The following is a 24,845-nucleotide window of genomic DNA, read 5'->3' as shown; positions in this document are numbered from 1 at the left end:
GGTGGCCCCGCGGCAGGAGCAGGCGCGGCAGTAGCAGGAGCAGGCGCGGCGCAGCTTCCCGTGCAGGGGATTGAAGCCAGCGCCCAGCTGCAGGACAGCGGCGCGCCGGCCAGTTCCACGGGACTGGACATTGCTGCCTCGTCCACCGGCAGGCCACTTACCGAAGCAGGCCAACCAGCAGCCGGCGGGGCCGCTGCCGGGACGGGCACTTCTGGTGAGCCTGCACAGGGTTCCGGAGGCTCCACCCCGGGTACAGTGACCAGCCCGACGACGGATCCGCCGCCGGACGTGGTCCCATTGCCCGTCGATCCTGTACCGGATCCGACCACTGACCCGGCCCCGGGTCCTACCACTGACCCTGCGCCGGATCCGACCACCAATCCGACCACTGACCCGGCTCCGGATCCGACCACTGACCCTGCGCCGGATCCGACCACCAATCCGACCACTGACCCGGCTCCGGATCCGACTACTGACCCTGCGCCGGATCCGACTACTGACCCTGCGCCGGATCCGACCATGGGCCCGGCTCCAGAGCCGTCGTCGGCACCTGCGCCGGAGCCCGATCCGACGACGGACCCTGCGCCGGAGCCCGACCCGTTCGCGGAACCGTCCCCCACCACGGATCCTGTCCCAACTACCGAGCCGGCGGTCTGAGGCATGGCCGCCAATCATACGCAGCCCGAACGGGAACTGCACGAGGCAGGGACGTCGGCTCCCGCCGGAGCCGCTGATATGGCACAGCAGTTGCGGGGCGAGAATGCGGCAGTCCGTGAACTCCTGCTGGCGCTGTCCGTGGGGTTCACCTTGCCCGGTCCGCTGCCCGGTGAGCTGGCGCACAAGCTGGAAGGCCCTGACGGTCCGGGCCTGGACGCCGTGGTAAACCGCGCCGAGGCCTCCGGCCTGCTGCTTACTGACGGGACAGTCGTTGGCCCCGCGCAACACGCGCTCCTGAACGGCACGCCCACAGCCCGTGTGCATGCATTGCAGCGGGAACTCGTCGGTTTTGTTTCGGCCGAGGGCCAGCCCTTCGGCGACCTTGCCCGCGAGCTGGCGAGGGGCGGACTGGCGGACCCGAGGGTCGCCGCCGAACTCGAAGCCGCAGCGGACAAAGCGCTGCAGCTCAACCCCGGTCTGGCCGTGCAGCTGTACAGCGAAGCGCTGCTGGCAGGGGCGAACGAACTGCGCATCGCTGCCCGCCGCGCCCAGGCCGCAGCCGCTACGGGTGACCTTGACGCCGCCGGCCGGATTATTGACGGGCTCCTGGTGAGCTCTGATCCGCCGGATGTCAGACTTGGCGTGGATGTTGCTGCTTCCGTCTGGGCACAGCGCGGGCTGCTGGTCCGCAGTGCCGACCTCTATGCCTGGCTTGGTCCGGCGAACATGGGCCGATCCGCCCCGCTTGCCGCGGTGGCCATGATCGGCAGCGGCGACCGGGCAGGTGCGGAAGAGGCCTTTCCCGCCGGGTCGGCACCGGTGTCGCCCACATTACTGGCGGTGGCGCTTTCGCAAACGGGCAAGGGCGTGATGGAGTCGATGGAGCGGGATCCACACAAGGGCCTTCCCCTGCTGATCCATGCTTCAGACATGCTCAACGCGTCCGGTTCAGCGCTGCCCCTTCCGGACACCCCTGGAGCGTTGGCCGCGTTAGTGGCCCTCCACAGCGGTGAATCCCACGTAGCGGACACCATCATCCGCTCCGCCGTCGCAGCGAGGCAGGGCGGTGACGCCGCCAAGCCACGGCTCCACCTCTTGCAGGCATGGTCGGCCATGCAGCAGGACGATCCGGGCGAAGCACGGCTGGCCATCAACGAAGCCTCCAAAGCCAACCACTGGCCGCTGGTGCCCAGGGACGAGTTCATGTGCGCCGCCCTGGAAGTGGGCCTTGCGCGGCGCAGCGGCGACGTCCATGACCTGGTGATGGCCTGGGAGCGCGCCCGCGAAGCGATGCTGCACACAGCCGTCGACCTTTACAGCCTGCTGCCGTGGGGCGAACTGATGATTGCTGCCGCCCGGTTGCGGGAGACCCGGCGCGTCGCGCATTATCTGGATGAAGCGTGGGTCCTGCTGACCAAGCTGGGGGAGCCGCCCCTGTGGGCCGTCCCGCTTCACTGGGCGGCGGTCCAGGCTGCCCTGCTGAACAAGAGCCCGGCCGACCTTGCCCCGCACGCAGCAGCGCTGGTGCGGGCCTCGGAATACAGTCACATGGCCACTGTGTTCGCCGCGGCAGGCAAGGCCTGGGTCAGCGTCCTGGCCGGCCGGTTCCAGGCGACGGATGTGGAGAACGCAGCCCGGGGACTGAAAGTGGTGGGCATGCCATGGGAAGGGGCCCGGCTGGCAGGACATGCGGCCGCGCAGGCAGACGAGCGCAGGGACATGATGCGGCTCCTTGCCTGCGCCAGGGACCTCCACCCGCAGAGTGGAACCACCGGGCCACCCGCCGGGCCGTCACCGGAAGTACGCCGCGGCGCCGCCGAGAACAACCATGGCGCGCATCCTGACGCCTCGGGGCTCAGCGAACGCGAAAAGGAAGTGGCGCGGTTGGTCCTGGAAGGGAAGACGTACCGGGAAATCGGCGAAGCCATCTACATTTCCCCCCGGACCGCTGAACATCACATTGCCAGGATGCGGCGGAGGCTTGGGGCCGAAAACCGCTCCGATCTGTTGGTCCGCCTGAGGCTGGCGCTAACTGCAGATCATCCGGGCCAGGACGGAGCCACTGCTGCCCCTAGCCACGAAACAGGCAAACCCCTAATGCGGGGCATCCGGGTACGGGGACACAACCCGATGTCCGGCCCCTACGAAGGACCTTAGGTTTGATTTAAGCCCGGCACCGAGGCCTGGCGATCCACAACTCCGAGATGATTTGAGGACCATCCAATGCCTACACTCGCAAACCAGCTCGTTCAGTTCCTCATGGGCCTGTTCAACAACCCCGCCGCTGCCCAGGAGTTCCTGCACGATCCGGAGCGTTCACTCGAGGGTGCCGGCCTGCGCGGAGTCTGCTCCGCCGATGTTGACGCCGCTATGCCGGTTGTCCTGGACTACGCACCCATCACTGTCAACGCTTCTTCCTTCGACCGGGAGTACAACACCGGCGGGAACACCTCATGGACCGGAGGCATCGGCGGCGCCGGCCACACCCCGCCTCCTGGAGGCGGCGGTTCTGGACACACTCCGGGGCACGACCACCATGACGATCACGCCCATGCCGTCCAGCAGCTGCACCACGTGGTGAACAACTACTCCTACACCTCAACGGTGGATGACCGGGACACGATCACGGACCAGTCGGTCAACCAGAACATCTGGGCCGACGGCGACGTGAACCAGTGGTTCGACAACGAGGCTGTCATCGCATCCGGTGATAAGGCCCTGGCTGCCGGAGACGACAACAACGTCCGGGACTCCTACAACACCACCGATTCGTACAACACGGACAACACCACGGACAATTCCACGGACAACTCGATCACCGCCGGCGGCGACGTCAACATCGGCAACCGCGATCTGGATGTGGCAGATTCGTTCAACACCGACGTTGACATTGATGTCGCTGATTCGTTCAACGACAACTCGGACAACTCCGATAATTCCGACAACTCGGACAACTCGGATAACTCCGATAATTCCGACAACTCGGACAACTCGGATAACTCCGTGGATAACTCGGAGGACAACTCGGTGAAGATTGAGGATTCCTTCCAGGACAACTCCGATAACTCCACCGAGGACAACTCCCTCGTAGTCAACGACAACTCGGACAACTCCATCGAAGACAACTCCACCGAGGACAACTCCACCGAAGACAACTCCACCACCGATGTTGCGATTGAGGATTCCTTCCAGGACAACTCGGATAACACCACCAACACCGAGGTTGCGGTTGAGGACTCCTTCAACGACAACTCGCAGGCGGAGACCACCGAGGTGGAGGTGGTTGATTCCTTCAACCCGGTTGAGGTTGTGGTTGAGGATTCTTTCCAGGACAACTCCACCGAGGACAACTCGACGAACACTGACGTGGCTGTGGACACCGACGTCGCGGTCGAAGATTCGGAGATCAGCCTATAAACATCAAGTTCCGGGTACCGGGAGCGCCCGGCAGGAGGCCATCGACCTCCTGCCGGGCTCTTCGCGGATTATCCCCCGCCCCACCCGCACCCCTGCTGCAAAGGACAGATTATGGCTGAATCGCAACGACCGGGAGGCCCTGGACATGCGCCGGTGCCGATGAACGCTGGCCAGCTGGCGTTGCTGGTGGAGCAGGGCATCGAGCTGGTGGGGACAGGGGACCGCGCGGACCTGCGGAAACGCCTGGACCAGACCCTGCGACGGCTGAAGGATCCGAGTATCCGCGTGATCGTGGTGGGGGAATTCAAGCAAGGAAAAAGCAAACTTATCAACGCCCTGGTGAACGCCCCGGTGTGCCCTGTCGACGACGACATCGCCACCTCCGTGCCCACCGTGGTCCGCAACGGGGAACCCGCGTCCGCCGCCATCCTGCTGCCCAAAGCCGGCACAGAGCCCGGCGACGACGCCGCAATCGAGCGGCAGCCCATCAACATAGCGGACCTGGCGGCCTACGTTTCCGAGCGGGGCAACCCCGGAAACGTCAAGAAGCTGGTAGCGGCCGAAGTTTTCCTGCCCCGCAAGGTCCTGGCCGGCGGGCTGACGGTCATCGATTCGCCGGGTGTGGGAGGACTGGGCTCCTCGCACACATTGACCACCCTCACAGCCTTGCCCACAGCGGACGCCATGCTGCTGGTTTCAGATGCCTCGCAGGAATACACCGAGCCCGAAATGCGGTTCCTGCGCCAGGCCATGCGGATCACCCCGAGCGTTGCGGGCATCCTGTCCAAAACGGACCTGTATCCGGACTGGCGGCGTGTGGAGGCCATGGACCGTGCCCAGCTCGCGCAGGTGGCGCCGGACATCCCGCTGTTCGCGGTTTCCTCGGATCTCCGGCTGGAGGCTGCACGCCTGCAGGACAGCGAACTCAACGCCGAGTCGGGTTTCCCCGTGTTGATCGGCCACCTCCGGAATGAAATTGTGGGCAAGGCGGAACGGCTGCAACGGCGCTCCGTCAGCCAGGACCTGCTTTCCGTGACTGAGAACCTGCGCCTGTCCCTGCGGTCCGAGCTGGGAGCGCTTGAGGATCCGCACGGGACGCCGCGGATGATTGCAGGGCTGGAGGAGGCGAAGTCACAGGCCGATGAGCTGCGCAAACGTTCCGCCCGGTGGCAGATTACGCTCAACGACGGCATCGGCGACCTGATCGCGGACATGGAGTACGACCTCCGGGACCGTCTGCGGCGCATCCAGCGCGAAGCCGAGGCCGCTATTGACCAGGGCGATCCCGGCCCCACCTGGACCCAGTTTTCCGCGTGGCTCGAGGAGTGTGCCGCCGCCGCGATCTCGGACACGTTTGTGTGGACCAGCGAACGCGCGCAGTGGCTGGCCGCGCAGGTGGCGGAGCATTTTTCAGAGGACGAAGTGGCCCTGCCGGTGCTTCACATCTCGGACACCGACGACGCGTTGGACCCGGTGGACACCATGCCAAGGCTCGACGACGGGCACATCAACCCCCTGCAGAAGGTCCTGATCGGCATGCGCGGATCCTACGGCGGCGTGCTGATGTTCGGGCTCCTGACCGGGATTTTTGGCATGGCCCTGATCAATCCCTTGTCAGTGGGCGCGGGCCTGCTGCTGGGACGCAAGGCGTACCGCGAGGACAAGGAAGCACGGCTGAAGCGCCGGCAGGCCGAAGCCAAGACGCTGGTCCGCCGGCAGCTGGACGATGTCACGTTCCAGGTGGGCAAGCAGCTCAAGGACCGGCTCCGGCTGGTGCAGCGCTCCACCCGGGACCACTTCACGGAAATCGCGGACGAAAACCATCGCTCCCTGGCGGATTCGGTGGCGGCGGCCCAGAAGGCAGCCACCACCTACACGCTGGAAAAGGACATTCGCATCCGCGAGATCAAGGCCGAGCTCAAGAAGGTGGACGCCCTGCACCATGCCGCCGGCCTGGTGGCCGCCGAAGTGGCCCAATCCCCGGGGCCGCAGGCCGCGCAGTCTTCGGCGGAGAAGTCTCCGGCCGGGCGCGGCACGGCGTCGGGAAGTCCGGCGATGGGAAACCCGGCGATGGGAAACCCGGCGTCGGGAAGTCCGACGACGGGCAGCCAGTCGGTGGGCACGGCGCCGGTGGGTGCGGCGGGCAGATGAAGGAGTCCATCAGCGCAGGAGTGGCGGACCTGATCCAGGACGCCCTGCTTGTGTATGCGGACGACCCCGCTGCGGCTGCGGCATTGGAGACTTATGCCCGGCGGCTGTCCGAGCCCCTCAGGCTCGCTGTGGCAGGCATGGTCAAGGCGGGAAAATCCACGCTGCTGAACGCCATCATCGGGGAGGAGATCGCCCCGACCGACACCGGGGAATGCACAAGGATTGTGACCTGGTACCGCTACGGGCACACGCCGCGGATCACGGCCTACCCCATCGCCGGTGAACCGCATATCCTGCCGCTGAAGCGCGTGGACGGCCGCCTGGTGTTTGTCCTGGGCAACGCCCGCGCCGAGGACATGGAACGGCTGGTGGTGGAGTGGCCCTCGCCGGCCCTGCGCGAGCTCACCCTGATAGACACCCCGGGAATTGCCTCGTTGTCCGAAGACGTCTCTGCCCGGTCCACCGATTTCCTCGTCCCCGTGGACGCGCCCTCCGAGGCTGATGCCATCATTTACCTCATGCGCCACATGCACGCCTCGGACCTGCGGTTCCTCGAATCCTTCAGGGATACCGAGGCGGGCAGGTCGGGAACCGTGAACGCCCTTGCCGTGCTGTCCCGCGCCGACGAGATCGGTGCGGGCCGCATTGATTCGCTGCTCTCCGCGGGTGACATCGCTGACCGGTACCGCCGGGACCACAGCCTGCGGAAGCTGGCGTTGGGGGTGGTCCCGGTGGCCGGGCTGCTGGCGCAAAGCGCACGCAGCATGCGCCAGTCGGATTTCGAGTCCTTGCAGGTCCTGGCCGGCATGGAGCGGTCGGCCCGGGAACGGATGCTGCTCTCGGCGGACAGGTTCATCAGGGCCAGTGTCCCGCAAAGCCTGGGCGCCGAAGCCCGGGCCTCCCTCCTTGAGCGGTTCGGGCTGTTCGGGATACGCCTGGGCGTGGTGCTGATTCGGAGTGGATTCACGGAACCCACGCCACTGGCGCATGAACTGGCCCGGCGCAGCGGGTTGGACCCGTTGCTGCACCTTGTGGCCCGGCAGTTCCAGGCCCGCGGGGATGCCCTCAAAGCCCGTACTGCCTTGGTGGGAGTGGAAAGCTTGCTGCGCACCGCGCCCAGGGAGGGGGCCGGCCGCCTGGCCGCAGCCTTGGAACGCCTTCAGGCCAACGCCCATGAGTTCCGTGAGCTCCGCCTGCTCGCCACGATCCGTACCACGGGGGTATCCCTCAGTGATGAATTGGCGGCGGAGGCTGAAATGCTGGTCGGCGGCTGGGGTGCGGCGCCCGCCCTGAGGATGGGGCTGGCTCCGGATGCCGGACCGGACGTAGTCCTGGCCGAAGCCCGCCGCTTCCTAAACCGGTGGCGGACGGTATCGGAAAACCCGCTGACGGAGCGGTCAGCCGTTGAGGCCTGCCGCGTGGTGATGCGCAGCTGTGAGGGCGTCGTGGCTGAATGCTCGGCCCTGCAGCTCGACCCGCAGTCCGCTTGAGGTCGGCCCTTATTGCCGCGTCCGCGCCGGCCTGACCTGCGCCTACTGGATCCGCGCTGCCTTGAGCCACGCGCCCGCCGACGGCACAAAAACCGCCACCAGGCCGAAGAACGCAAGGAGTAGCTGGGCTCCCCAGAGCATCACAACGTAACTGCCGGCGTCGCCGTCGGGTACGAGGAAAGCTGCGGCCACCACCATGACCACCACCTGCCCGGCCAGCAGCGGGATCAGCAGCCAGCGGGACCAGCCGCGGCGCGCTGCGAAAATAGCCAGCGCCGCCGCTTCAAACAGCATCACCAGCAGCAGGGCGCCCAGGCTGCCCCAGAAAACAATGGCCGCGGACGTGGTCACAGCGTCAGGTCCGCCGCCGGGGGACATCTGGTCCACCACAGTGCGGAGCCGCTCCAGGTGTGAGTCGCGGGTCAGGAATGAACCGACAAGCACGGCCAGGCCTGCCACGAAGCTGAACAGCCAGAAGGTCCGCGCCAGGCGGACGCTCCGCGGTGCCGGCGGAATGACAACGATGGGCGCCGGCGCGGCGTAGGACAGCCCGGGCCGCGGCGGCGGCAGAGGGGGCGTGGCAGCCCCGGCGGGTGCAACTGGCTGTTGGGATTCTCCGTCGGGGTGCTGGGCCACGTTTTGCCTACTTTACGTCGCCGGTATCGTGGGTGTCCGCGTCTCCCGTGCTGGCACCGCCGGCTTCGTCGTGGCCGATCCCATCCTTGCCCCGCGTACCTGCGTTGTTCTGTCCGGTGCCAGCGGGACCGCCGTCGGCCTTGGCATTCGCCTCAAGGTCATCCTTGAGCTTCTTCAGGCGGGCAGCCTCGGCCTGGTTGCGGCGGCGCATTTCCAGGTTGCGGAGGAAATCGGGATCATCATCCGGGGCGGTGGGATGGCTGCGTGGTTGGCGGACCGGGGCTGAGTCACGCGGACGGCCGATCAGCAGCCAGAGGATGGCTCCGAGCACCGGAAGGACAATCATCACCACGATCCAGGCCGGCTTGGAGATCCCGCGGGTGAGGCGGCCGTCAGTGCGGATCACGTCCACCAGGCCGTACACAAAGATGACGAGAACTGCGACGGCGAGAACCACACGGAAGAGCATGCCATTAAGTCTATCGTCCGCAGGCCGGGGGCGTTCAGGCAGGGCGGCTAAACTTGAACCGTGGCTTTTCTGAAATACTCCCTGATCCGGCTGGCGCTGTTTGCGCCGCTCTTTGTGCTTTTTATGTTCCTGGAGCTGGGGGCGGTGCTGTCAGTCATCTGCGCAGCGCTGATCGCGTTTGCGGTCAGCTACCTTTTCTTCCAGAAACAGCGCGACGCCGCCGCTGCCGCCATTCACGGCCGGCTATCCGGCAAGGCCAAGCCGCTGCGCAGTGAAAGCGAGGTGGCCGACGCCGAAGCCGAGGACAGCCTCCTGGACGCCAACCCGGATGTCACCATCCGGAACAGCGGCCCGAAGGCCCCCGAAACCGGAACGCCGGCCCCGAAGGCCCCCGAGGCCTAGAATCCGTGGCTGAGCACCAGTCCCAGTGAGAACAGCAGGCTGTAGCCGAGGTTGATCAGGCCGGTCTGCTGCAGCACGGGAATGAGGCTTTTGCGCTTGCGGCCGTTGATCATCAGCCAGGCGGGCATCAGGCACGCCGGGATGAGCAGCAGCACGATCAGCATCCACGGCCGCCCGGGAGCCAGGATGACCACCAGCAGGATGGCCACGGCGAGCATCAGCACGTAGCTTTCGCGGGCGTGCTTGTCGCCCAGGCGCACGGCCAGCGTCTTTTTGCCGGCCTGGATGTCGGTGGGGATGTCGCGGACGTTGTTGGCCATCAGCAGGGCGCAGGCAATGAGGCCGGTGCCGATCGCGCCGATAACGGCCGGCAGGTTGACCTGGCCGGCCTGGGTGTAAGTGGTGCCGAGTGTTGCCACCAGGCCGAAGAAGACGAACACAAAAACGTCGCCAAGGCCCATGTAGCCGTACGGGTTCTTGCCGCCGGTGTAGCCCCAGGCGGCCATAACGCAGCCGACTCCCACCAGGATCAGCCACCAGCTCTGGGTGATCAACACCAGCGCCAGGCCGAACAGCATGGCCACGGCAAAGGCCCCGAACGCTGCATATTTGACGTGTTCCGGCTGGGCAGCGCCGGAACCCACCAGCCGCAGGGGTCCCACGCGGTCCTCGTCGGTGCCGCGGACGCCGTCGGAATAATCGTTGGCGTAGTTCACGCCGATCTGCAGCAGCAGCGCCACCAGGGCGGCCAGCACGGCATTAACGGGGCGGAACGAATCCAGCTCGTAGGCCGCGGCGGTGCCGATCAGTACCGGGGCGATGGCGGCCGGCAAAGTGCGGAGGCGGGCGCCTTGGATCCATTGTGCGGCTGTGGCCACGGTCAGTACCTCGTGTTGGGTCGGGAGAACGGCGAAACGGTGGTGGCGGCCGCGAACGGGCCGCCGGTGCAGCTCTACTCTACTTTCCCTGGTGCAGCGCGTTGAGCCGTTCGATCATCGCCAGGCGGTCCGGCTTGCCGTTCGGAAGCATCGGCAGTTCCGGGGCAGCCAGCACGGTTTTCGGCGCCAGGAGGCCCAGCCGCCGGTGCCATTCCTCCTTAAGCACGACGGCGTGATCCCCTGCTGGGGTGCCGGCCGCACCTGAGTCCGCGACTGCTCCCGAGGCAGCGGCGTCGAACGCAACAAACGCGGCCACGGCCTGGCCCCATTCTGTGGACGGGACGCCGGCCACAAAAGCCGCCACGACGCCGTCGGACTTTTCCAGCTCTTCCTGCACATGCGCGGCGGAGACCTTGACGCCGCCGGTGATGATGACGTCGTCGGCGCGGCCCAGCACGGTGAGCCGGCCGTCCGCGTCCAGCGTGCCGAGGTCATTGGTGCGGTACCAGCGGACGCCGTCCTCCTCGAAAAACGTGTCCGTCGCTTCGGGCGCATCCACATACCCGGCGGCCACGGTGTCGCCGCCCAGCAGGATGCGGCCGTCGTCGGCCACCCGGACCTGGACACCTTCCAGCGGCACGCCGTCGTACACGCAGCCGCCGCAGGTTTCGGCGGACCCGTAGGTGGTGACCACCCTGACGCCGGCCTGGCGGGCCGCGTCCAGCAGTTCAGCCGACGCCGGTGAGCCGCCCAGCAGGATGGCGTTGAACCGCCGCAGGACGGCCAGGGTCTCCGGTGACGGCGCCTCCAGGAGGCGCTGGAGCTGGGTGGGTACCAGCGACGTGAAGCGGAACTTGTCGGTCAGCTCCAGGGCGCCGGCCGTGAACGCCTCGGGGGTGAAACCGCCGGACATGTCCATCACCCACGGGCGGGTGCCGGCGAACAGTGACCGCACCAGGACCTGCACGCCTGCCACGTACTGCACGGGCAGGGCCAGGAGCCACTGGCCTTCGCCCTTGAGCGCCAGGGCGGTGGCCATGGAGGAGGCTGCCAGCGCCTCGACGGTCAGGATGGTGGCCTTCGGCGCGCCCGTCGAGCCGGACGTGCGGACCACCGCCACGGCGTCATCGCAGCCGGGCGTCTCGGTGTGTCCCACCACCAGTTCGCCGTTGGGGCCTGCGGAAAGTTCGACGGCGGGTCCCTCACCGTGGAGGGCGGCGGCCAGGGCTTTGAGTACCGGGTCGATGTCCGTGGGACCGGTGGTCTGGGTTCCGAGATTCATGTGCCGTCCTGCCTTTGAAGTCAGCCGGGGCCTGGAGGCCGGCCGGCTTGGAAGTTTGTGCCTAGACGTGGTGCCTAGAAGTAATGCGGGAAGCGGGACCAGTCCGGGTCCCGTTTCTCCAGGAAGGCTTCCTTTCCTTCCACCGCCTCGTCCGTCATGTAGGCCAGGCGGGTGGCTTCGCCGGCGAAGACCTGCTGGCCGGCCAGGCCGTCGTCGGCAAGGTTGAACGCGAATTTCAGCATCCGGATGGCCTGCGGTGACTGCCGGGCGATGTCCGCGGCGTATTCCAGGGCCACCTCTTCGAGGCGCTCGTGGTCCACGGCCTCGTTCACGGCGCCCATGCGGACCATGTCGTCCGCGGAGTACTCGCGGGCCAGGAAGAAGATTTCCCGGGCGGACTTTTGGCCGATCTGGCGGGCCAGCAGCGCCGAGCCGTACCCGGCGTCGAAACTTCCCACGGTGGCGTCCGTCTGCTTGAACTTGCCGTGCTGGCGGGAGGCGATGGTGAGGTCCGAGACCACGTGCAGGGAGTGCCCGCCGCCGGCAGCCCAGCCGTTCACCACGGCGATGACCACCTTGGGCATGGTCCGCATGAGCCGCTGGACCTCGAGGATGTGGAGCCGTCCGGCGCGGGCGGGATCGATGGTTTCCGTGGTCTCGCCGTCGGCATAGCGGTACCCGTCACGGCCGCGGATGCGCTGGTCCCCGCCGGAGCAGAAGCTGTGGCCGCCGTCCTTGGGGGAGGGGCCGTTGCCGGTGAGCAGGACCGTGGCGACGTCCGGGGTCATGCGGGCGTGGTCCAGGGCGCGGTAGAGCTCGTCCACGGTGCCGGGGCGGAAGGCGTTGCGGACTTCCGGGCGGTTGAAGGCGATGCGGACGGTGGGCAGGTCCCTGGTTTCCGTTCCGGTTGTTGAGCCCGTCCCGGTGGTCGACGCTGTCGAGACCCGCTCTACCTGCCGGTGGTACGTCATGTCCTGGAAGTCGTCGAATCCGGACACGGTGCGCCAGCGGGTGGGGTCAAAGACGTCGGACACCTTGGCGGGAAGTTGGTTGCTCACCGGACAAGTCTAGTAATCGGGTCAGCTGATGCAGAACTCGTTGCCCTCGGGAACGGCAGCTGTCAGGGCTGGACCTGCTGCAACTGCTCGAATAACTCGGGCGGGATGGCGTAGATGAAGATGACCGCCAGCAGGTTCTTCGCCGCGTGCACAAAGTAGGAGAACATCAGGTTCTTCCCGGTCCACACGTAGACAAACACCAGCGTGCCGCCCATGGCCAGATAGGGGAGCAAGGCACTGAGCGTGATGGCTTCCTGGCCTGCGATATGGATGCCGGCAAAGAGGACCACAGAGAGGGCACAGCACAGCCAGATGTTGAGCCGGCGGCTGAGCTTGCCGATCAGCAGGTGCCGGAAGATGTACTCCTCCACAAACGGGCCCACCACCACCAGGACCGGCACCATCAGCCAGGCAGGGACCTGTTGCATCAGCGCCTGCAGCCCGGCTTGGTTTGCCGACGTCTCCACTCCGCCGCCGGCCGACACCACCACGGCCGTGAGGATCATCATGGCCACCACCGCCGCGGGCACCATCAGCAGCGTGAACCACGGACGGGTGGCCAGCACGCGCAGGTCCCGGGCCACCACCCGGCGGGCGGCGGCCAGCGCCAGGATCCCGATCGAGCCATAGAAGATGAGGTTCACGGCGTACGATGCCGCGGCCGGGCTGGGGGCAAGCTGGCTTATGAACGGGACCAGCAGTTCCCCTGCCACGGCGAAGAGCCCGGCCGCGGCCACATAGAGGCCAACGGCGGTGAAATCAAGGGCGGAAAACCGGTACAGCTCGGGCTGCGGCGCGGGTGGATTCCGGTGTGTGGTGGCCATGTCTTCAGCCTAGCTCCACGGTCGGCGTCACATTGCGGGGCCGGATGTGCGTCGCGTAGAATGTTCGGTATGCCTAAATTTTTGTTTCGGCGCGCCAAAGTCGCCGCCCGAACCCTCGCCCGGGGAACGGCGGCGTTCCGCGCTGCCGGCGCCGCCGCCGTCGTCCTCCTTTCCCTCTCCGTTACCGCGTGCGGGGGTGACGCGTCGGGCAACAGTGACAGTGACAAGCCCGTGGTCCTGACCACCTTCACGGTGCTCGCCGACGTCGCCCGGAACGTTGCGGGGGACAAGCTCACCGTGGAGTCCATCACCAAGGCGGGCGCCGAAATCCACGGCTACGAACCCACCCCCGGCGACATCCGCAAGGCAGCCAAGGCGGACCTCATCCTGGACAACGGCCTGAACCTCGAGGCCTGGTTCGGGCAGTTCGTGGAGGGCCTGGACGTGCCGCACGCCGTGGTCAGCGACGGTGTGGAGGTCATGTCCATCAGCGAGGACTCCTACCAGGGCAAACCGAACCCGCATGCGTGGATGTCACCCGTGAACGTGCAGATCTATGTGGACAACATGGTGACCGCGTTCAGCAAGCTTGACCCGGACAACGCCGCGGTATTCCAAGCCAACGGTGACGCCTACAAGGCTGAACTGCAGGGTGTGCAGGACGAGATGAAAGCAAGCCTCGCAGGCCTCCCGGAGAACCAGCGCGCCCTGGTGACCTGCGAAGGCGCCTTCTCCTACCTGGCCCGTGATGCCGGGCTCAAAGAGGTCTACATCTGGGCCGTCAACGCCGAACAGCAGGCCACGCCGCAACAGATCACCCGCGCCATCGAGTACGTCAAGGCCAACCAGGTTCCTGCCGTGTTCTGTGAATCCACGGTGTCCGATGCGCCCATGCAGCAGGTGGTGGGCGCCACCGGCGCGAAGTTCGGCGGCACACTTTATGTGGATTCGCTGTCCGAAGCCGACGGGCCCGTCCCCACTTACCTGGACCTGATCAGGCACGACGCCGATGTCATCACCAAGGCCCTGGCCGGCAGCTCCACCGGCTCCGCAGCAGGGGCGAAGTAATGAGCTCCCCCGCCATCCTCGTTGAAAACGTCACCGTCCACTACGGCGAGGTCCTGGCGCTCGATTCCGCCTCGCTCACCGTGGACGCCGCCCGGATCTGCGGCCTGATCGGCATGAACGGGTCCGGGAAATCCACCCTGTTCAAGGTGATCATGGGAATGATCAAGCCCGACGCCGGCCGCGTGCTGATCGGCGGACAGTCACCTACCAGGGCGCGCAAGGAGGGCGGGATCGGCTACGTGCCGCAGAGCGAGGATGTGGACTGGCAGTTCCCGCTGTCCGTCCGCGATGTGGTGATGATGGGACGCTACGGGCACCAGGGCTTCACCCGGCGGCCCTCCAAGGCCGACCGTGCCGCCGTCGACCTGGCGCTGGACCGCGTGGAACTGAGCGAGTACGCGGACCGGCAGATCGGACAGCTGTCCGGCGGGCAGAAGAAGCGCGCCTTTGTGGCCCGCGGCATTGCCCAGGGTGCCACCATGATGCTCCTGGACGAACCGTTCGCCGGCGTGGACAAGCGCTCCGAGGCCACCATCACCAGGCTGCTGCGCGAGCTCGCCTCAGACGGCTGCACCATCCTGATCTCCACCCACGACCTGCACGCGCTGCCCAACCTGTGCGACGAAGCCGTGCTCCTCATGCGCCGGGTCCTGATGCACGGCGCCCCGGAACTGGTGCTCCAGCCGGAGAACCTCGCCATGGCGTTCGGCCTGGATGTGCTGAACCGCGACCTTCCGGAACCTCCCCACCCCGCCGCCACGGCCGCCGTCGTCCACCCCGCAGCCGCCGGCGCCTCCGCCACCACCAAGAGCAGGGGCTGACCCGTGGAACTCCTCGACATCCTGGTCGAACCGCTCAGCTACGACTTTATGGTCCGCGCCATCGTCACCACCGCGCTCGCCGCCGTCGTCTGTGCCGTCCTCAGCTGTTGGCTGGTGCTGATCGGCTGGTCACTGATGGGCGACGCCGTCTCCCACGCCGTGCTGCCCGGCGTTGTGCTGGCCTACATTGTGGGCGCCCCGTTTGCGCTCGGTGCCCTGGTGTTCGCGCTGATAGCGGTGACCCTGATCGGCGTCGTCCGCAACACCAGCCGCGTGAAGGAGGACGCCGCCATCGGCATTGTGTTCACCTCGCTGTTTGCCTTGGGCCTGGTGCTGATCTCCGTCACGCCCAGCCAGACTGACCTGAACCACATCATTTTCGGCAACCTCCTGGGCGTCAGTATCCCTGACCTCATCCAGGTTCTGGTGCTCGGCGTCGTCGCCTTCGTCATCCTGATCCTGAAGCGCCGCGACCTGACCCTCTACGCGTTCGATCCCACGCACGCCCACGCGATCGGGCTCTCCCCGAAACGGTTGGGGGCGCTGCTTATGGGGCTGCTGGCGCTGACGTCGGTGGTGGCGCTGCAGACTGTGGGTGTGGTGCTGGTGGTGGCCATGCTCATCATCCCCGGTGCCACCGCCTACCTGCTCACGGACCGCTTCAACCGGATGCTGGTCATCGCACCGGTGATTTCAGCGGTGTGCTCCATCGCCGGCATCTACTTCAGCTACTACCTGGACACGGCTTCGGGCGCCATGGTGGTGCTCACGCAGGGTGTGGTGTTCGCCGCCGTCTACCTGTTCAGCCCCCGGCAGGGACTGATCGGCACCCGGCTGGCGAAGGCCCGCCGCAGGAAGGCCGCCGCACTTCTGGTTGCCTAGGCCCGGGAGTCCACAGCAGCGCGGGGTCACTTACTGCCCAATTCGAGGGGAAAGCATGGGCGTTAAGTGACCCTGCGTTGTTCCTTTGCAGAGGTCTGACCTGGTGGGGGTTCACCGGGTGGGAACGGGGGAGCGCCGCACGGTGATGTCGCCGTAGGCGCTGCGGGCGCGGATCTCCACTTTGGCGTCCGTCTCGCTCGGCCCGGTGGTGGCATCGAGTCCGTTGCGGACGCGACCGTACTTGGTGCTGAGGTCCAGCCACGCGGCGCTGCCTTCGCGGACGCCGATGTTCAACGAACCCGCGGCGGTCTGGAGGGTGAGGGTTCCGCGGGCCACCTCGCCGACCGTGATGTCGCCGTTGGAGGCCTTGATGGTGGTGGTGTCGCCGGCGCGTTCCACGGAGACGTCCCCGTTGGCGGCACTGACCTTGAGTTCACCGGCGGCATCCACGATGTACGTGCTGCCGTTGCCGTTCTTGACGCTGGCGGTACCGTCGATTTCCCGGATCCGGATCTTGCCCGAGCCGGTCTTGATTTCAGCCCGCCCCGCGACGCGTTCCACGGTCACGTCGCCCATGCCCGTGTGGACCCGGAGCTCCGTGGAGTGATCGACGTGGACGTGGCCCATGTCCGTCTTCAGTTCGGCGGAGCTGAATTCGCCCTCGCAGCGGAGATCGCCCATTCCGGACTTCAACTCCAGGCTGCAGCCGATGGGCACTTCAACTGCGATGTCCACGGCGCCGCCGTCGCTGAACCAGGTGTGGCGGCGCTGCGGATGCAGCCTTACCTGCAGGCGTCCATCCGTGTAGTCCACGGTGGTCTGCTCCGCCGCCTTGATGTCCAGGGCCCGGGTTGCCTCGCGGGGCTGGACGTTGACCACGGTATCGGTGCGGTTGCCGGCGACAACAAGAATGTCGGCACGGACGGACACGTCCACCACGACGGCGATTGATTGGGGGGTCTCGAAGGTTGTCATCAGCGTGCCCATCCTGTGAAGTTCTGCTCGCCGGGATCGCGGCGAATGGTGCGGTGCGTGGTTTGGCTCCCGTTGAGGGCGTCCGCGACGGCCCGGATCAGCCAGGAGTTCACCGACAGGCCTTCAAAGCCCGCGGCCTCTTCAACCTGCTGCTTGAGGTGATCGGGAAGGCGGAGCGTCGTGCGCGAGGTGCTGGCGCCGTCGAACTCTTCCGGGGCCTGCCGGGCCGGCCGGCCGGACCGTTCCGTCACCGCTTCGAAGTCGCTGGCGGCGGGCGGGCTGGTGACCACAAACTCCGGATCGCGGCCGCGGAGCCGTACCTCCACCGACGCCGGGGCCAGCTCGAGGGTGATCTCGCTGGCGGCGTCGGAGAGGGCCTCGAGGAGGACGAGCCGGACGGTGGAGTCAAGCGCGGCAGTGAGGCGGGCGCTGAGTTCCCGGGCCTCGGGACCACCGGCTTCGGCGGCAACGCCCAGCTGGTGCTGGACGGCGGATACATATTGGTTGAGTTGCATGACACCATTCTGACGTCAGTTTGGTGTCACGTCAATACTTTCTGGCCAATAATGGTGCCACCGGTGGTGCCACCGGTGGTGTCCCGGCTTGACGCTGCGGCTTCCGGCGGGGAAGCTGGAGCGATGAAGTCCTGAGCAGCAGCCCGGCAATGCCGGACTGTTCCCCCGAATCCAGGGCCGCCGTCGAGCATCAGTTCCGGCGGCCACACTGCGGAATCTTGCGAGGACTTGTCTTGACTGAACACCTGAACCTTTCCGGCGTCTCCCATGGCTATGGCGACCGGCAATTGCTCGACGGAATCAGCCTGGTCATCACGGCCGGCGAGCATGTTGCCATCGTCGGCGAAAACGGCGCCGGCAAATCCACGCTGCTCCGGATCCTGGCCGGGCTGGAAGCGCCCGACGAAGGAACTGCGGTCAGCCACGGCCGCGTGGGCTACCTTGCCCAGACGCACGGCCTGCCCGAATCCTTCACCGTGGGAGCCGCCGTCGACGCTTCCCTGGCCTCGCTGCGCGCCCTCGAAGCCGAACTTGACCGGCTGGAGGCCGGCCTCGCCGATGCCGAGGACGACGAGCTGGAAACCTACGGCCGGCTGCAGACCGAGTACCAGCTGCGCGAGGGCTACGCCGCCGAATCCCGGGTGGAGGCGGCGCTCGACCGGCTGGGCCTGGGCGGCCTGGACCGGAAACGGACGCTGGGATCGCTCTCCGGCGGCGAGCAGGAACGCGTGGCGCTGGCCTGTGTCCTGGCCGATCCGGCGGACATCCTGCTCCTGGACGAACCCACCAACCACCTCGATGCCCGCGGAACCGCCTGGCTGGAGGACCGGCTGGCCGCCCATCGCGGGACGGTGGTGGTGGTGTCCCACGACCGCGTGCTGCTCCGCAAGGTGGCCAGCACCGTGATTGAGGTTGATGCCGAGCGCCGTACCGTGACCCGCTACGGCAACGGCTACGACGGCTACCTCCGCGAGAAGGCCGCCGAACGCCAGCGCTGGGTCCAGCAGTACCACGAGTGGATCGTCGCGATGGAGGCGGAGCAGCGGCAGGCAGACACCGTGACCGACAAGATGGGCTACGCCCGCCAGCGCGACAACGACAAGGTGGGCTTCGACTTCAAGGCCGGCACCTGGCAGAAAGCGGCCACCAGCAAGGTCCGCAACGCGCAGGAACGGCTCCGGCGGCTGGAAGCGAGCCCCATCGACCGCCCGCCGGTGCCGCTGCGGCTGGCGGCGGAGCTCGCCGTGGAACCGGAGGCTCCTTCGGGTGCCTCCGTGGCGACCACCGCATCCGGGGACTCCCTCTTGACCGCGGCGGCGGTCCTCGTTGCCCGTGGCGTCGCGGTTCCCGGCCGCCTGGCCGTCACTGATTTCGCGGCCCGCACGGGTGAGAAGATCCTCATCACCGGCCCGAACGGCGCCGGCAAATCCACGCTGCTCTCCGTGCTGGCGGGAACCCTGGAGCCCGTCGAAGGGTTGGTTCAGCGGCCTGCGCGGATCGGCTACCTGCAGCAGGAACTCGAACTGCCGCAACGGCCCACGCTCCGCCTGCTGCCGGCCTTCGCGGCGGGCCTCGGCGGCAACATCGATGAGCACGCCGAGGCACTCCTGCGCCTGGGGCTGTTCCGCACCAGCGAGTTCCACGTCCCCGTAGGCAGCCTGTCCGCGGGCCAGCAGCGCAGGCTTGCCCTGGCCCGCCTGCTGCTGGGCGGTTACGGCACACTGATTGTGGATGAACCCACCAACCACCTGGCGCCGGTCCTGGTGGAGCAGCTTGAGGAGGCGCTCGCCGGCTTCACCGGGACCCTGGTCATGGTCAGCCATGACCGCGCCCTCCGGGACTGGTTTGCCCGGTGCGCGAAGAAGAGCGACACCTCGCGCACGGACGACGCCGGGCGCTGGATCCGGTACTCGATGGACCAGGGCGTGCTCGCCCCGGCCTGACGCCCCGCGCCCCGGCCTGATGCCCCGCGCGCCCGGCCTGGCGGCCCGGAAAGCGGTGAGATTCGCGCAAACGAAAAGTTACGCACCGACCGGCAGGCGGAAACATCGGCAGCGGAAGATAGGCCTATGCCAGTCTCCCGCCGGCCGAAAGGATCTGTCCGTGATCACCAAGAACCTTTTCCTGCAGGGCATCTTCCCGTTTGTGGGCACCGGGCTGGAGAAACCCGTCCCCATCCACCGCGAACTCTCGCACTACGTTCCGGACGGCGTCATCAACCAGACGCTCTACTTCCGGGGCGGCAATTCCAGCAGTGAACTCATCACGGTGGTCCTGATGCGGAACGGTGTGCCCATGCGGTACTTCCCCATCGGCGCCAAAAGCGATGTCCATGTGCCGCTGCGGGTGGTGGAGGACATCGACGGCGGCTCAGTGGTGGAGCTCTATCTCGCCGCTCCTGATGGCGTTGGGGGATCCGTGGTGGTGGACCTGGGCATGGTGGAGCACTGATGACCAGCGTGCTGGACCGGCCGCAGGGGAGGCACACAGGCGCCGCGCCACGCCGTCGGCTGCTGGTGGTGGGAAACGGGATGGCGGGCGCCCGGGCCGTGGAGGAGATCCTGGCCCGCGGCGGCGCCGAGCAGTTCACCATCACCATGTTCGGCGACGAGCCCTACGGCAACTACAACCGGATCATGCTCAGCCACGTCCTCTCCGGCGAGGAAAGCGACGCCGACATCTTCCTGAACGCGCTGTCCTGGTACCGCGAGAACAGCATCACGCTGCACGCCGGGGTCCGGGTTGACCGGATCGACAAGGCCACCAAACACGTGTTCTCCAACGACGGCCGCGTTACACCGTACGACACCCTCATCATCGCCACCGGGAGCCGCTCCCACATGCCGCCGATGGACGGGCTGTACACACCCGGCGGGTCCGTGAAGCACGGTGTGTTCGGGTTCCGCACCATCGATGACACCCGACGGATGGTCCAGCATGCGCAGCAGGAGCATCACCGGCGGGCCGTGGTGATCGGCGGCGGCCTGCTTGGTTTGGAGGCGGCCTATGGCCTGAAAAGCCACGGCATCGAGGTGGAGGTGGTCCACTCGGGCGGGCACCTCATGAATGCGCAGATGGGGCCCGACGGCGGCGCGGTGCTGCGCAGGAGCGTGGAGGCCCTGGGCATCCGGGTGCACACGTCCAGCCGCACCACAGCCGTCCTCGGGAGGGACATGGTCAGCGGCGTCAGCCTCCGGGACCGGGACGACATCGCCTGCGACATGGTGGTGGTGGCCGCGGGCATCCGGCCGAACGTGGACGTGGCTGTGCTGAGCGGGCTGCCGGTGGAGCGGGCCATTGTGGTGGATGACCGGCTGCGGGTCCAGGACGAAGATGACATCTACGCTGTGGGGGAGTGCGTCCAGCACCGCGGCGAGGTCTACGGGCTGGTGGCGCCGCTGTGGGAACAGGCCGTGGTGCTTGCCAACCACGTGACCGGCGCCGATACGTCGTCGGCCTACCTCGGCTCCCGGACCGCCACCAAGCTGAAGGTGGCCGGCGTCGACGTCGCATCCATGGGACTGCACGGCCCCGAACTCGACACCGACGAGCACATCGTCTTCTCGGAGCCCAGCCGCGGCATTTTCAAGTCCATCGTGGTCCGCGACAACAAGATGGTGGGTGCCACGCTCCTGGGTGACAGCCGGAAGGTGGCCTACCTGACGCAGGCCTACGACCGCGGGCTGCCGTTGCCCGACGAACGGATCGCGCTGATGTTCGACGTCGGCGGGCCGGGTGAGGCGGTGGGCGTGGCCGAGCTCGACGACGGCGCCCAGGTCTGCAACTGCAACGGCGTCAGTAAGAAGGCCCTGGTGGACGCCGTGAAGGGCGGCTGCACCACTGTTTCCGGCGCCATGGACGCCACCCGGGCGGGCAAGGGCTGCGGTTCCTGCAAGCTGCTGGTCAAACAGGTGGTGGAATGGGCCGCGGACGGCGCGGTGGAGGAGGACCCAGCGGCCAGCTACTACGTGCCCGGGATCCCGCTGGACAAGCCGGCCCTGATGGCCGCCATCCGGAAACAAGGCCTGCGCTCCGTCTCCCAGGTGTTCATGGCCCTGGCTCCCGGCAGCGCCGAGGACGCGAAATCCAAAATGGGCCTCGCGTCACTGCTGAAAATGATGCTCGCGGACCAGTACATCGACGAACGCGACGCCCGCTTCATCAACGACCGCGTGCACGCCAACATCCAGCGCGACGGCACGTTCTCCGTGGTCCCGCAGATGAAGGGCGGCGTGACGTCCGTGCAGCAGCTGCGCCGCATCGCCGACGTCGCCGAGAAGCACAACGTTCCGCTGATCAAACTGACCGGCGGGCAGCGGATCGACCTCCTGGGGATCCCCAAGGAGGACCTCCCGCAGGTCTGGGCCGACCTGGACATGCCCTCCGGGTACGCCTACGGCAAGAGCTTCCGCACCGTGAAGACCTGCGTGGGCAAGGACTTCTGCCGTTACGGGACGGGGGACTCCACCAAGCTGGGCATCGAGATCGAGTCCCGGTTCCAGGGCATCGAGTCGCCGGCCAAGCTGAAGCTGGCTGTGTCCGGTTGCCCACGGAACTGCGCGGAATCGCTGGTCAAGGACGTGGGCGTGGTGGCCGTGGAGGGCGGACGCTGGGAGCTTTACGTCGGGGGAGCGGCGGGCGCCCACATCCGCAAGGGCGACCTGCTGGCCACCGTGGATGATCCGGAGGAAGTGAAGCTCCTGGCCGGCCGGTTCATGCAGTACTACCGTGAGAACGCCAACTGGCTGGAACGGACCTACTCCTTTGTGCCGCGGGTGGGCATCGAGCATCTCCGCGCCGTCATCGTGGAGGATTCCGAAGGTGTCGCCGCGGAACTGGACGCCGCCATGCAGGCATCCGTGGACAGCTACGTGGACCCGTGGAGCGAACGCGACGATCCGCTTACGCCGGGCCAGTTCCGCACGTCCCTGCCGCTCACGGTCCTGCCCCAGGTGCCGGTCCGGTGAGCGCCGACCAGACAGCGGCTAACCAGCTCAGCCCCGAGCCCGTCACCACCACCAGCCGCATCCTGGGCCCCGTGGACCAGATCCCGTTCGGTGAGGGCCGGGCCTTCGGGGTGGACGCCGAGCAGGTTGCGGTCTTCCGGCTGCGGGACGGGACCCTGCGCGCCCTGTCCGCGGTCTGCCCCCACCGCGGCGGCCCCATTGCGGACGGCACCATCGACCGGGAGGTGGTGATCTGCCCGCTGCACCAGCACGCGTTCAGCCTGGAAACGGGCTGCTCCAGCACCGGCGCCGAACCTTTGCGCACGTACAGCGTCCAGGAGGATGCCGAACAGAACATTGTTCTGAACTATCCCCACATGCGTGGCAATAGTTTGGCTTAACCGGGTCCGGGTGTAGCCCGCGTCACTTGCTGCGGTTTGAGTCTTGTAGGATAGACAGGCCGCGCGAACTTCGACGTACTGTGACTTTCCATACAGAAAATTCCTTGAAACATCAAGAAACCGAATTTTCGGGATGGAGAAGTCCCTGCCAAGGGTGCCGGCCAATCCCCTACCCACAAGGAATTGTTGTGCCTCAAAGTACCCCCACAGAACTCGAGAGCCCGACGGCGCAATCCGCCGTCGTCGACTCCACCCTCAGCGCCGAGGGCTACAAAAAATCCCTGAGCGGACGCCAGGTCACCATGATTGCCATGGGCGGCGCCATCGGCGTCGGCCTCTTTATGGGTGCAGGCGGACGCCTGGCCTCCACTGGCCCTGCGCTCATTTTCTCCTACGCCATTGCCGGCGTTATCGCCTATCTGCTGATGCGGGCCCTGGGCGAGCTGATCATGTACCGCCAGACGTCGGGTTCCTTCGTCAGCTACGCCGGTGAGATGTTCGGCAAGAAGGGCGCGTACCTGTCCGGCTGGATGTACTTCATCAACTGGGCCATGACCGGCATCGCCGAACTCATCGCGATCGGACTGTACTTCCAGTTCTTCTTCCCCAACGTGCCGGTCGAACTCAGCGCCATTGCCGCGCTGCTGCTGCTCGTGGGCGTCAACCTCATGAGCGTCAAGGCGTTCGGCGAATTTGAATTCTGGGCCTCCTGCCTCAAGGTCGGCGCCATCATGATCTTCCTGGCCGTGGGCACCTTCATGGTGGTCACCAACGCCCAGGTGGGCGACGGCAACGCCTCGGTGAACAACCTCTTCGCAGCCGAAGGCGGAATGTTCCCCAAGGGTGCGCTGGTGATGATCCTGGTCCTGAACGCCGTGATTTTCGCCTACAACGGCATTGAACTCGTCGGCATCACGGCCGGTGAAATGCAGGACCCCGCCAAGGAAGTTCCCAAGGCGATCCGCGCCGTCGTCTTCCGCATCGTGGTGTTCTACGTCGGTTCCGTGACCCTCCTGGCGATGCTCCTGCCCTCGGACCAGTACGTGGCCGGCACCTCGCCGTTCGTCACCGTTTTCGGCCAGATGGGCCTCGGCTGGATGGGCGATGTTATGAACATGATCGTCATCACCGCCGCGCTGTCCTCCTGCAACTCGGGCCTGTACTCGATCGGCCGGATCTTCCGGACCATGGCCAACAACGGGCACGCCCCGGAGTGGCTGACCAGGATGTCCAAGAGCCACGTGCCGTACGCCGCCATCCTGGCCATCGGCGCCGTCTACCTCGTTGGCATCCTGCTGAACATCTGGCTGGGCGGCTCACACGCCTTCGACCTCGCGCTCAACTCCGCCTCGATCGGCGTGATCTTCACCTGGGGCGCCATCTTCGCCAGCCAGATCGCGCTGCGCCACAAGAAGGGCAAGGTCTCCTCCCTGCCCGCGCCCGGCGGAACCTGGAGCAGCTGGGCCGGGCTCATTGCGCTGCTGGCCATCACGGTGCTCATCGGCTTCGACACCATGACCAGCAAGACCGGCGAGGTATTCCACCTCGGTCTCTGGACCCTGGCCACCATCCCGTTCTTCGCACTGGTGCTGTGGCTGGGCTGGCAGAAGGTCAAGCACAACGAGCCCAAGAGCGAGCTCTTCTGCTAGGTCTTTTCGCCCCAGCAGCCGGACGCTACGCGGACGGACACCCTGCGGACGGACGCTAAGAAGTCCGACGACGGCGGGTCACCCTTTCGCTTGGATTCTAGGGGTCGTTGCAACACCTGTTGGTTAGGTGGTTAGTAGTAAATCACGTAGACGCTCGGCTGGAGTATTCCAGCCGAGCGTCTTGCGTGGGCGTCCGTTGAGTTCCTGTGCGACGTGTTCGAGGTCTTCGGGTCCGTAGGCGGCGAGGTCGGTGCCTTTGGGGAAGTATTGGCGCAGGAGACCGTTGGTGTTTTCGTTGGAGCCGCGTTGCCAGGGACTGGCGGG

22 protein-coding genes and 1 pseudogene are annotated in these 24,845 nt (G+C 66.7%); 14 read left to right on the top strand and 9 right to left on the bottom strand.

Going from position 1 to position 24,845, the window contains the following annotated elements; genetic code table 11:
* The 5 genes and pseudogenes from V6M49_RS05610 to V6M49_RS05590 form a co-directional block, all read left to right on the top strand.
* Positions 1-657: pseudogene (locus V6M49_RS05610) on the top strand (hypothetical protein); the annotation flags it as partial.
* A gap of 3 nt (positions 658-660) precedes the next feature.
* Positions 661-2,814 (top strand): LuxR C-terminal-related transcriptional regulator, encoded by a 2,154-nt coding sequence (locus V6M49_RS05605; RefSeq protein WP_332760500.1) that lies wholly within the window; start codon positions 661-663, stop codon positions 2,812-2,814.
* A 66-nt stretch (positions 2,815-2,880) separates the two neighbouring features.
* Positions 2,881-4,074 (top strand): IniB N-terminal domain-containing protein, encoded by a 1,194-nt coding sequence (locus V6M49_RS05600; RefSeq protein ID WP_332760499.1) that lies wholly within the window; start codon positions 2,881-2,883, stop codon positions 4,072-4,074.
* 159 nt (positions 4,075-4,233) lie between these two features.
* Complete coding sequence (locus V6M49_RS05595; RefSeq protein WP_332760502.1) at positions 4,234-6,225, top strand: dynamin family protein; 1,992 nt, start codon at positions 4,234-4,236, stop codon at positions 6,223-6,225.
* Entirely contained in the window at positions 6,222-7,715 is a 1,494-nt protein-coding gene (locus tag V6M49_RS05590; RefSeq protein WP_332760498.1) for a dynamin family protein, read from the top strand. Before V6M49_RS05595 ends, V6M49_RS05590 begins: the two co-directional genes overlap by 4 nt.
* Positions 7,716-7,757: 42 nt before the next feature.
* On the opposite strand, the gene V6M49_RS05585 is transcribed toward V6M49_RS05590, so the two are convergent.
* A complete protein-coding gene (locus tag V6M49_RS05585; RefSeq protein ID WP_332760497.1) occupies positions 7,758-8,351 on the bottom strand; it encodes a hypothetical protein in 594 nt (197 codons plus the stop codon).
* A gap of 7 nt (positions 8,352-8,358) precedes the next feature.
* Complete coding sequence (locus tag V6M49_RS05580; protein WP_332760496.1) at positions 8,359-8,820, bottom strand: PLD nuclease N-terminal domain-containing protein; 462 nt, start codon at positions 8,818-8,820, stop codon at positions 8,359-8,361.
* A 60-nt stretch (positions 8,821-8,880) separates the two neighbouring features.
* Between V6M49_RS05580 and V6M49_RS05575 the strand changes: the two genes are divergently transcribed.
* The gene (locus V6M49_RS05575; RefSeq protein ID WP_141141491.1) at positions 8,881-9,222 is read left to right on the top strand and encodes a DUF4229 domain-containing protein; all 342 of its coding nucleotides are present in this window, start codon (positions 8,881-8,883) and stop codon (positions 9,220-9,222) included.
* Here V6M49_RS05575 and V6M49_RS05570 read toward each other — a convergent pair.
* From V6M49_RS05570 to V6M49_RS05555, 4 genes are all read right to left on the bottom strand, one after another.
* Positions 9,219-10,100, bottom strand: a complete 882-nt coding sequence (locus V6M49_RS05570) for a 1,4-dihydroxy-2-naphthoate polyprenyltransferase (RefSeq protein ID WP_058931394.1) — start codon at positions 10,098-10,100, stop codon at positions 9,219-9,221. The two genes, V6M49_RS05575 and V6M49_RS05570, sit on opposite strands and share 4 nt — an antisense overlap.
* A gap of 79 nt (positions 10,101-10,179) precedes the next feature.
* On the bottom strand, positions 10,180-11,382 hold the full coding sequence (locus V6M49_RS05565; RefSeq protein WP_332760495.1) for an AMP-binding protein: 1,203 nt from the start codon (positions 11,380-11,382) through the stop codon (positions 10,180-10,182).
* Positions 11,383-11,456: 74 nt separating this feature from the next.
* Positions 11,457-12,440, bottom strand: a complete 984-nt coding sequence (locus tag V6M49_RS05560) for a 1,4-dihydroxy-2-naphthoyl-CoA synthase (protein ID WP_332760494.1) — start codon at positions 12,438-12,440, stop codon at positions 11,457-11,459.
* Positions 12,441-12,502: 62 nt separating this feature from the next.
* The gene (locus tag V6M49_RS05555) at positions 12,503-13,264 is read right to left on the bottom strand and encodes a CPBP family intramembrane glutamic endopeptidase (RefSeq protein WP_332760493.1); all 762 of its coding nucleotides are present in this window, start codon (positions 13,262-13,264) and stop codon (positions 12,503-12,505) included.
* A gap of 69 nt (positions 13,265-13,333) precedes the next feature.
* On the opposite strand from V6M49_RS05555, the gene V6M49_RS05550 reads away from it, so the two are divergent.
* Genes V6M49_RS05550 through V6M49_RS05540 form a run of 3 tightly spaced genes read left to right on the top strand, consistent with a single transcriptional unit; the run spans position 13,334 to position 16,035 of the window.
* Positions 13,334-14,332: a metal ABC transporter substrate-binding protein gene (locus V6M49_RS05550; RefSeq protein WP_332760492.1), complete on the top strand. Its 999-nt coding sequence runs from the start codon at positions 13,334-13,336 to the stop codon at positions 14,330-14,332.
* Positions 14,332-15,153, top strand: coding sequence for a metal ABC transporter ATP-binding protein (locus V6M49_RS05545; protein WP_332760491.1), 822 nt, complete (start codon positions 14,332-14,334; stop codon positions 15,151-15,153). The genes V6M49_RS05550 and V6M49_RS05545 overlap by 1 nt, the downstream gene beginning before the upstream one ends.
* A gap of 48 nt (positions 15,154-15,201) precedes the next feature.
* Positions 15,202-16,035, top strand: coding sequence for a metal ABC transporter permease (locus V6M49_RS05540; protein ID WP_104060638.1), 834 nt, complete (start codon positions 15,202-15,204; stop codon positions 16,033-16,035).
* A 111-nt stretch (positions 16,036-16,146) separates the two neighbouring features.
* Here the strand turns inward: V6M49_RS05540 and V6M49_RS05535 are convergent, their stop codons facing one another.
* Together V6M49_RS05535 and V6M49_RS05530 are read right to left on the bottom strand one after the other, a co-directional pair.
* Positions 16,147-17,010, bottom strand: coding sequence for a DUF4097 family beta strand repeat-containing protein (locus V6M49_RS05535; protein ID WP_332760489.1), 864 nt, complete (start codon positions 17,008-17,010; stop codon positions 16,147-16,149).
* A complete protein-coding gene (locus V6M49_RS05530; RefSeq protein ID WP_332760488.1) occupies positions 17,010-17,525 on the bottom strand; it encodes a histidine kinase in 516 nt (171 codons plus the stop codon). The genes V6M49_RS05535 and V6M49_RS05530 overlap by 1 nt, the downstream gene beginning before the upstream one ends.
* 233 nt (positions 17,526-17,758) lie before the next feature.
* Here V6M49_RS05530 and V6M49_RS05525 point away from each other — a divergent pair, with 233 nt between their 5' ends.
* The 5 genes from V6M49_RS05525 (at position 17,759) to V6M49_RS05505 (ending at position 24,521) form a co-directional block, all read left to right on the top strand.
* Positions 17,759-19,468, top strand: coding sequence for an ABC-F family ATP-binding cassette domain-containing protein (locus tag V6M49_RS05525; protein ID WP_332760487.1), 1,710 nt, complete (start codon positions 17,759-17,761; stop codon positions 19,466-19,468).
* 160 nt (positions 19,469-19,628) lie between these two features.
* Positions 19,629-19,976, top strand: a complete 348-nt coding sequence (locus V6M49_RS05520) for a molybdopterin oxidoreductase (RefSeq protein WP_104060431.1) — start codon at positions 19,629-19,631, stop codon at positions 19,974-19,976.
* The gene (gene nirB, locus V6M49_RS05515; RefSeq protein ID WP_332760486.1) at positions 19,976-22,492 is read left to right on the top strand and encodes a nitrite reductase large subunit NirB; all 2,517 of its coding nucleotides are present in this window, start codon (positions 19,976-19,978) and stop codon (positions 22,490-22,492) included. Before V6M49_RS05520 ends, nirB begins: the two co-directional genes overlap by 1 nt.
* Before the next feature lie 59 nt (positions 22,493-22,551).
* Positions 22,552-22,872 carry a Rieske (2Fe-2S) protein gene (locus V6M49_RS05510; RefSeq protein ID WP_332760501.1) on the top strand — a complete coding sequence of 107 codons (321 nt, stop codon included), beginning with the start codon at positions 22,552-22,554 and terminating at the stop codon, positions 22,870-22,872.
* Positions 22,873-23,060: 188 nt separating this feature from the next.
* The gene (locus tag V6M49_RS05505) at positions 23,061-24,521 is read left to right on the top strand and encodes an amino acid permease (protein ID WP_332760485.1); all 1,461 of its coding nucleotides are present in this window, start codon (positions 23,061-23,063) and stop codon (positions 24,519-24,521) included.
* 123 nt (positions 24,522-24,644) lie between these two features.
* Here V6M49_RS05505 and V6M49_RS05500 read toward each other — a convergent pair.
* Positions 24,645-24,845, bottom strand: a 201-nt coding sequence (locus V6M49_RS05500; RefSeq protein ID WP_442959697.1) for a transposase, incomplete at its 5' end; no start/stop codon positions are given.

Origin of the sequence: Pseudarthrobacter sp. (assembly GCF_036675385.1) — a bacterium.
In the GTDB taxonomy this organism is placed as follows: Bacteria; Actinomycetota; Actinomycetes; order Actinomycetales; family Micrococcaceae; genus Arthrobacter.
This window is presented reverse-complemented; position numbering and strand designations above follow the sequence as displayed.

Coding starts and splice junctions, on each gene's coding strand:
- V6M49_RS05605 (WP_332760500.1), top strand. CDS start 661: ATGGCCGCCAATCATACGCAGCCCGAACGGGAACTGCACGAGGCAGGG.
- V6M49_RS05600 (WP_332760499.1), top strand. CDS start 2,881: ATGCCTACACTCGCAAACCAGCTCGTTCAGTTCCTCATGGGCCTGTTC.
- V6M49_RS05595 (WP_332760502.1), top strand. CDS start 4,234: ATGAACGCTGGCCAGCTGGCGTTGCTGGTGGAGCAGGGCATCGAGCTG.
- V6M49_RS05590 (WP_332760498.1), top strand. CDS start 6,222: ATGAAGGAGTCCATCAGCGCAGGAGTGGCGGACCTGATCCAGGACGCC.
- V6M49_RS05580 (WP_332760496.1), bottom strand. CDS start 8,820: ATGCTCTTCCGTGTGGTTCTCGCCGTCGCAGTTCTCGTCATCTTTGTG.
- V6M49_RS05565 (WP_332760495.1), bottom strand. CDS start 11,382: ATGAATCTCGGAACCCAGACCACCGGTCCCACGGACATCGACCCGGTA.
- V6M49_RS05555 (WP_332760493.1), bottom strand. CDS start 13,264: ATGGCCACCACACACCGGAATCCACCCGCGCCGCAGCCCGAGCTGTAC.
- V6M49_RS05550 (WP_332760492.1), top strand. CDS start 13,334: ATGCCTAAATTTTTGTTTCGGCGCGCCAAAGTCGCCGCCCGAACCCTC.
- V6M49_RS05545 (WP_332760491.1), top strand. CDS start 14,332: ATGAGCTCCCCCGCCATCCTCGTTGAAAACGTCACCGTCCACTACGGC.
- V6M49_RS05540 (WP_104060638.1), top strand. CDS start 15,202: ATGGTCCGCGCCATCGTCACCACCGCGCTCGCCGCCGTCGTCTGTGCC.
- V6M49_RS05535 (WP_332760489.1), bottom strand. CDS start 17,010: ATGACAACCTTCGAGACCCCCCAATCAATCGCCGTCGTGGTGGACGTG.
- V6M49_RS05530 (WP_332760488.1), bottom strand. CDS start 17,525: ATGCAACTCAACCAATATGTATCCGCCGTCCAGCACCAGCTGGGCGTT.
- nirB (WP_332760486.1), top strand. CDS start 19,976: ATGACCAGCGTGCTGGACCGGCCGCAGGGGAGGCACACAGGCGCCGCG.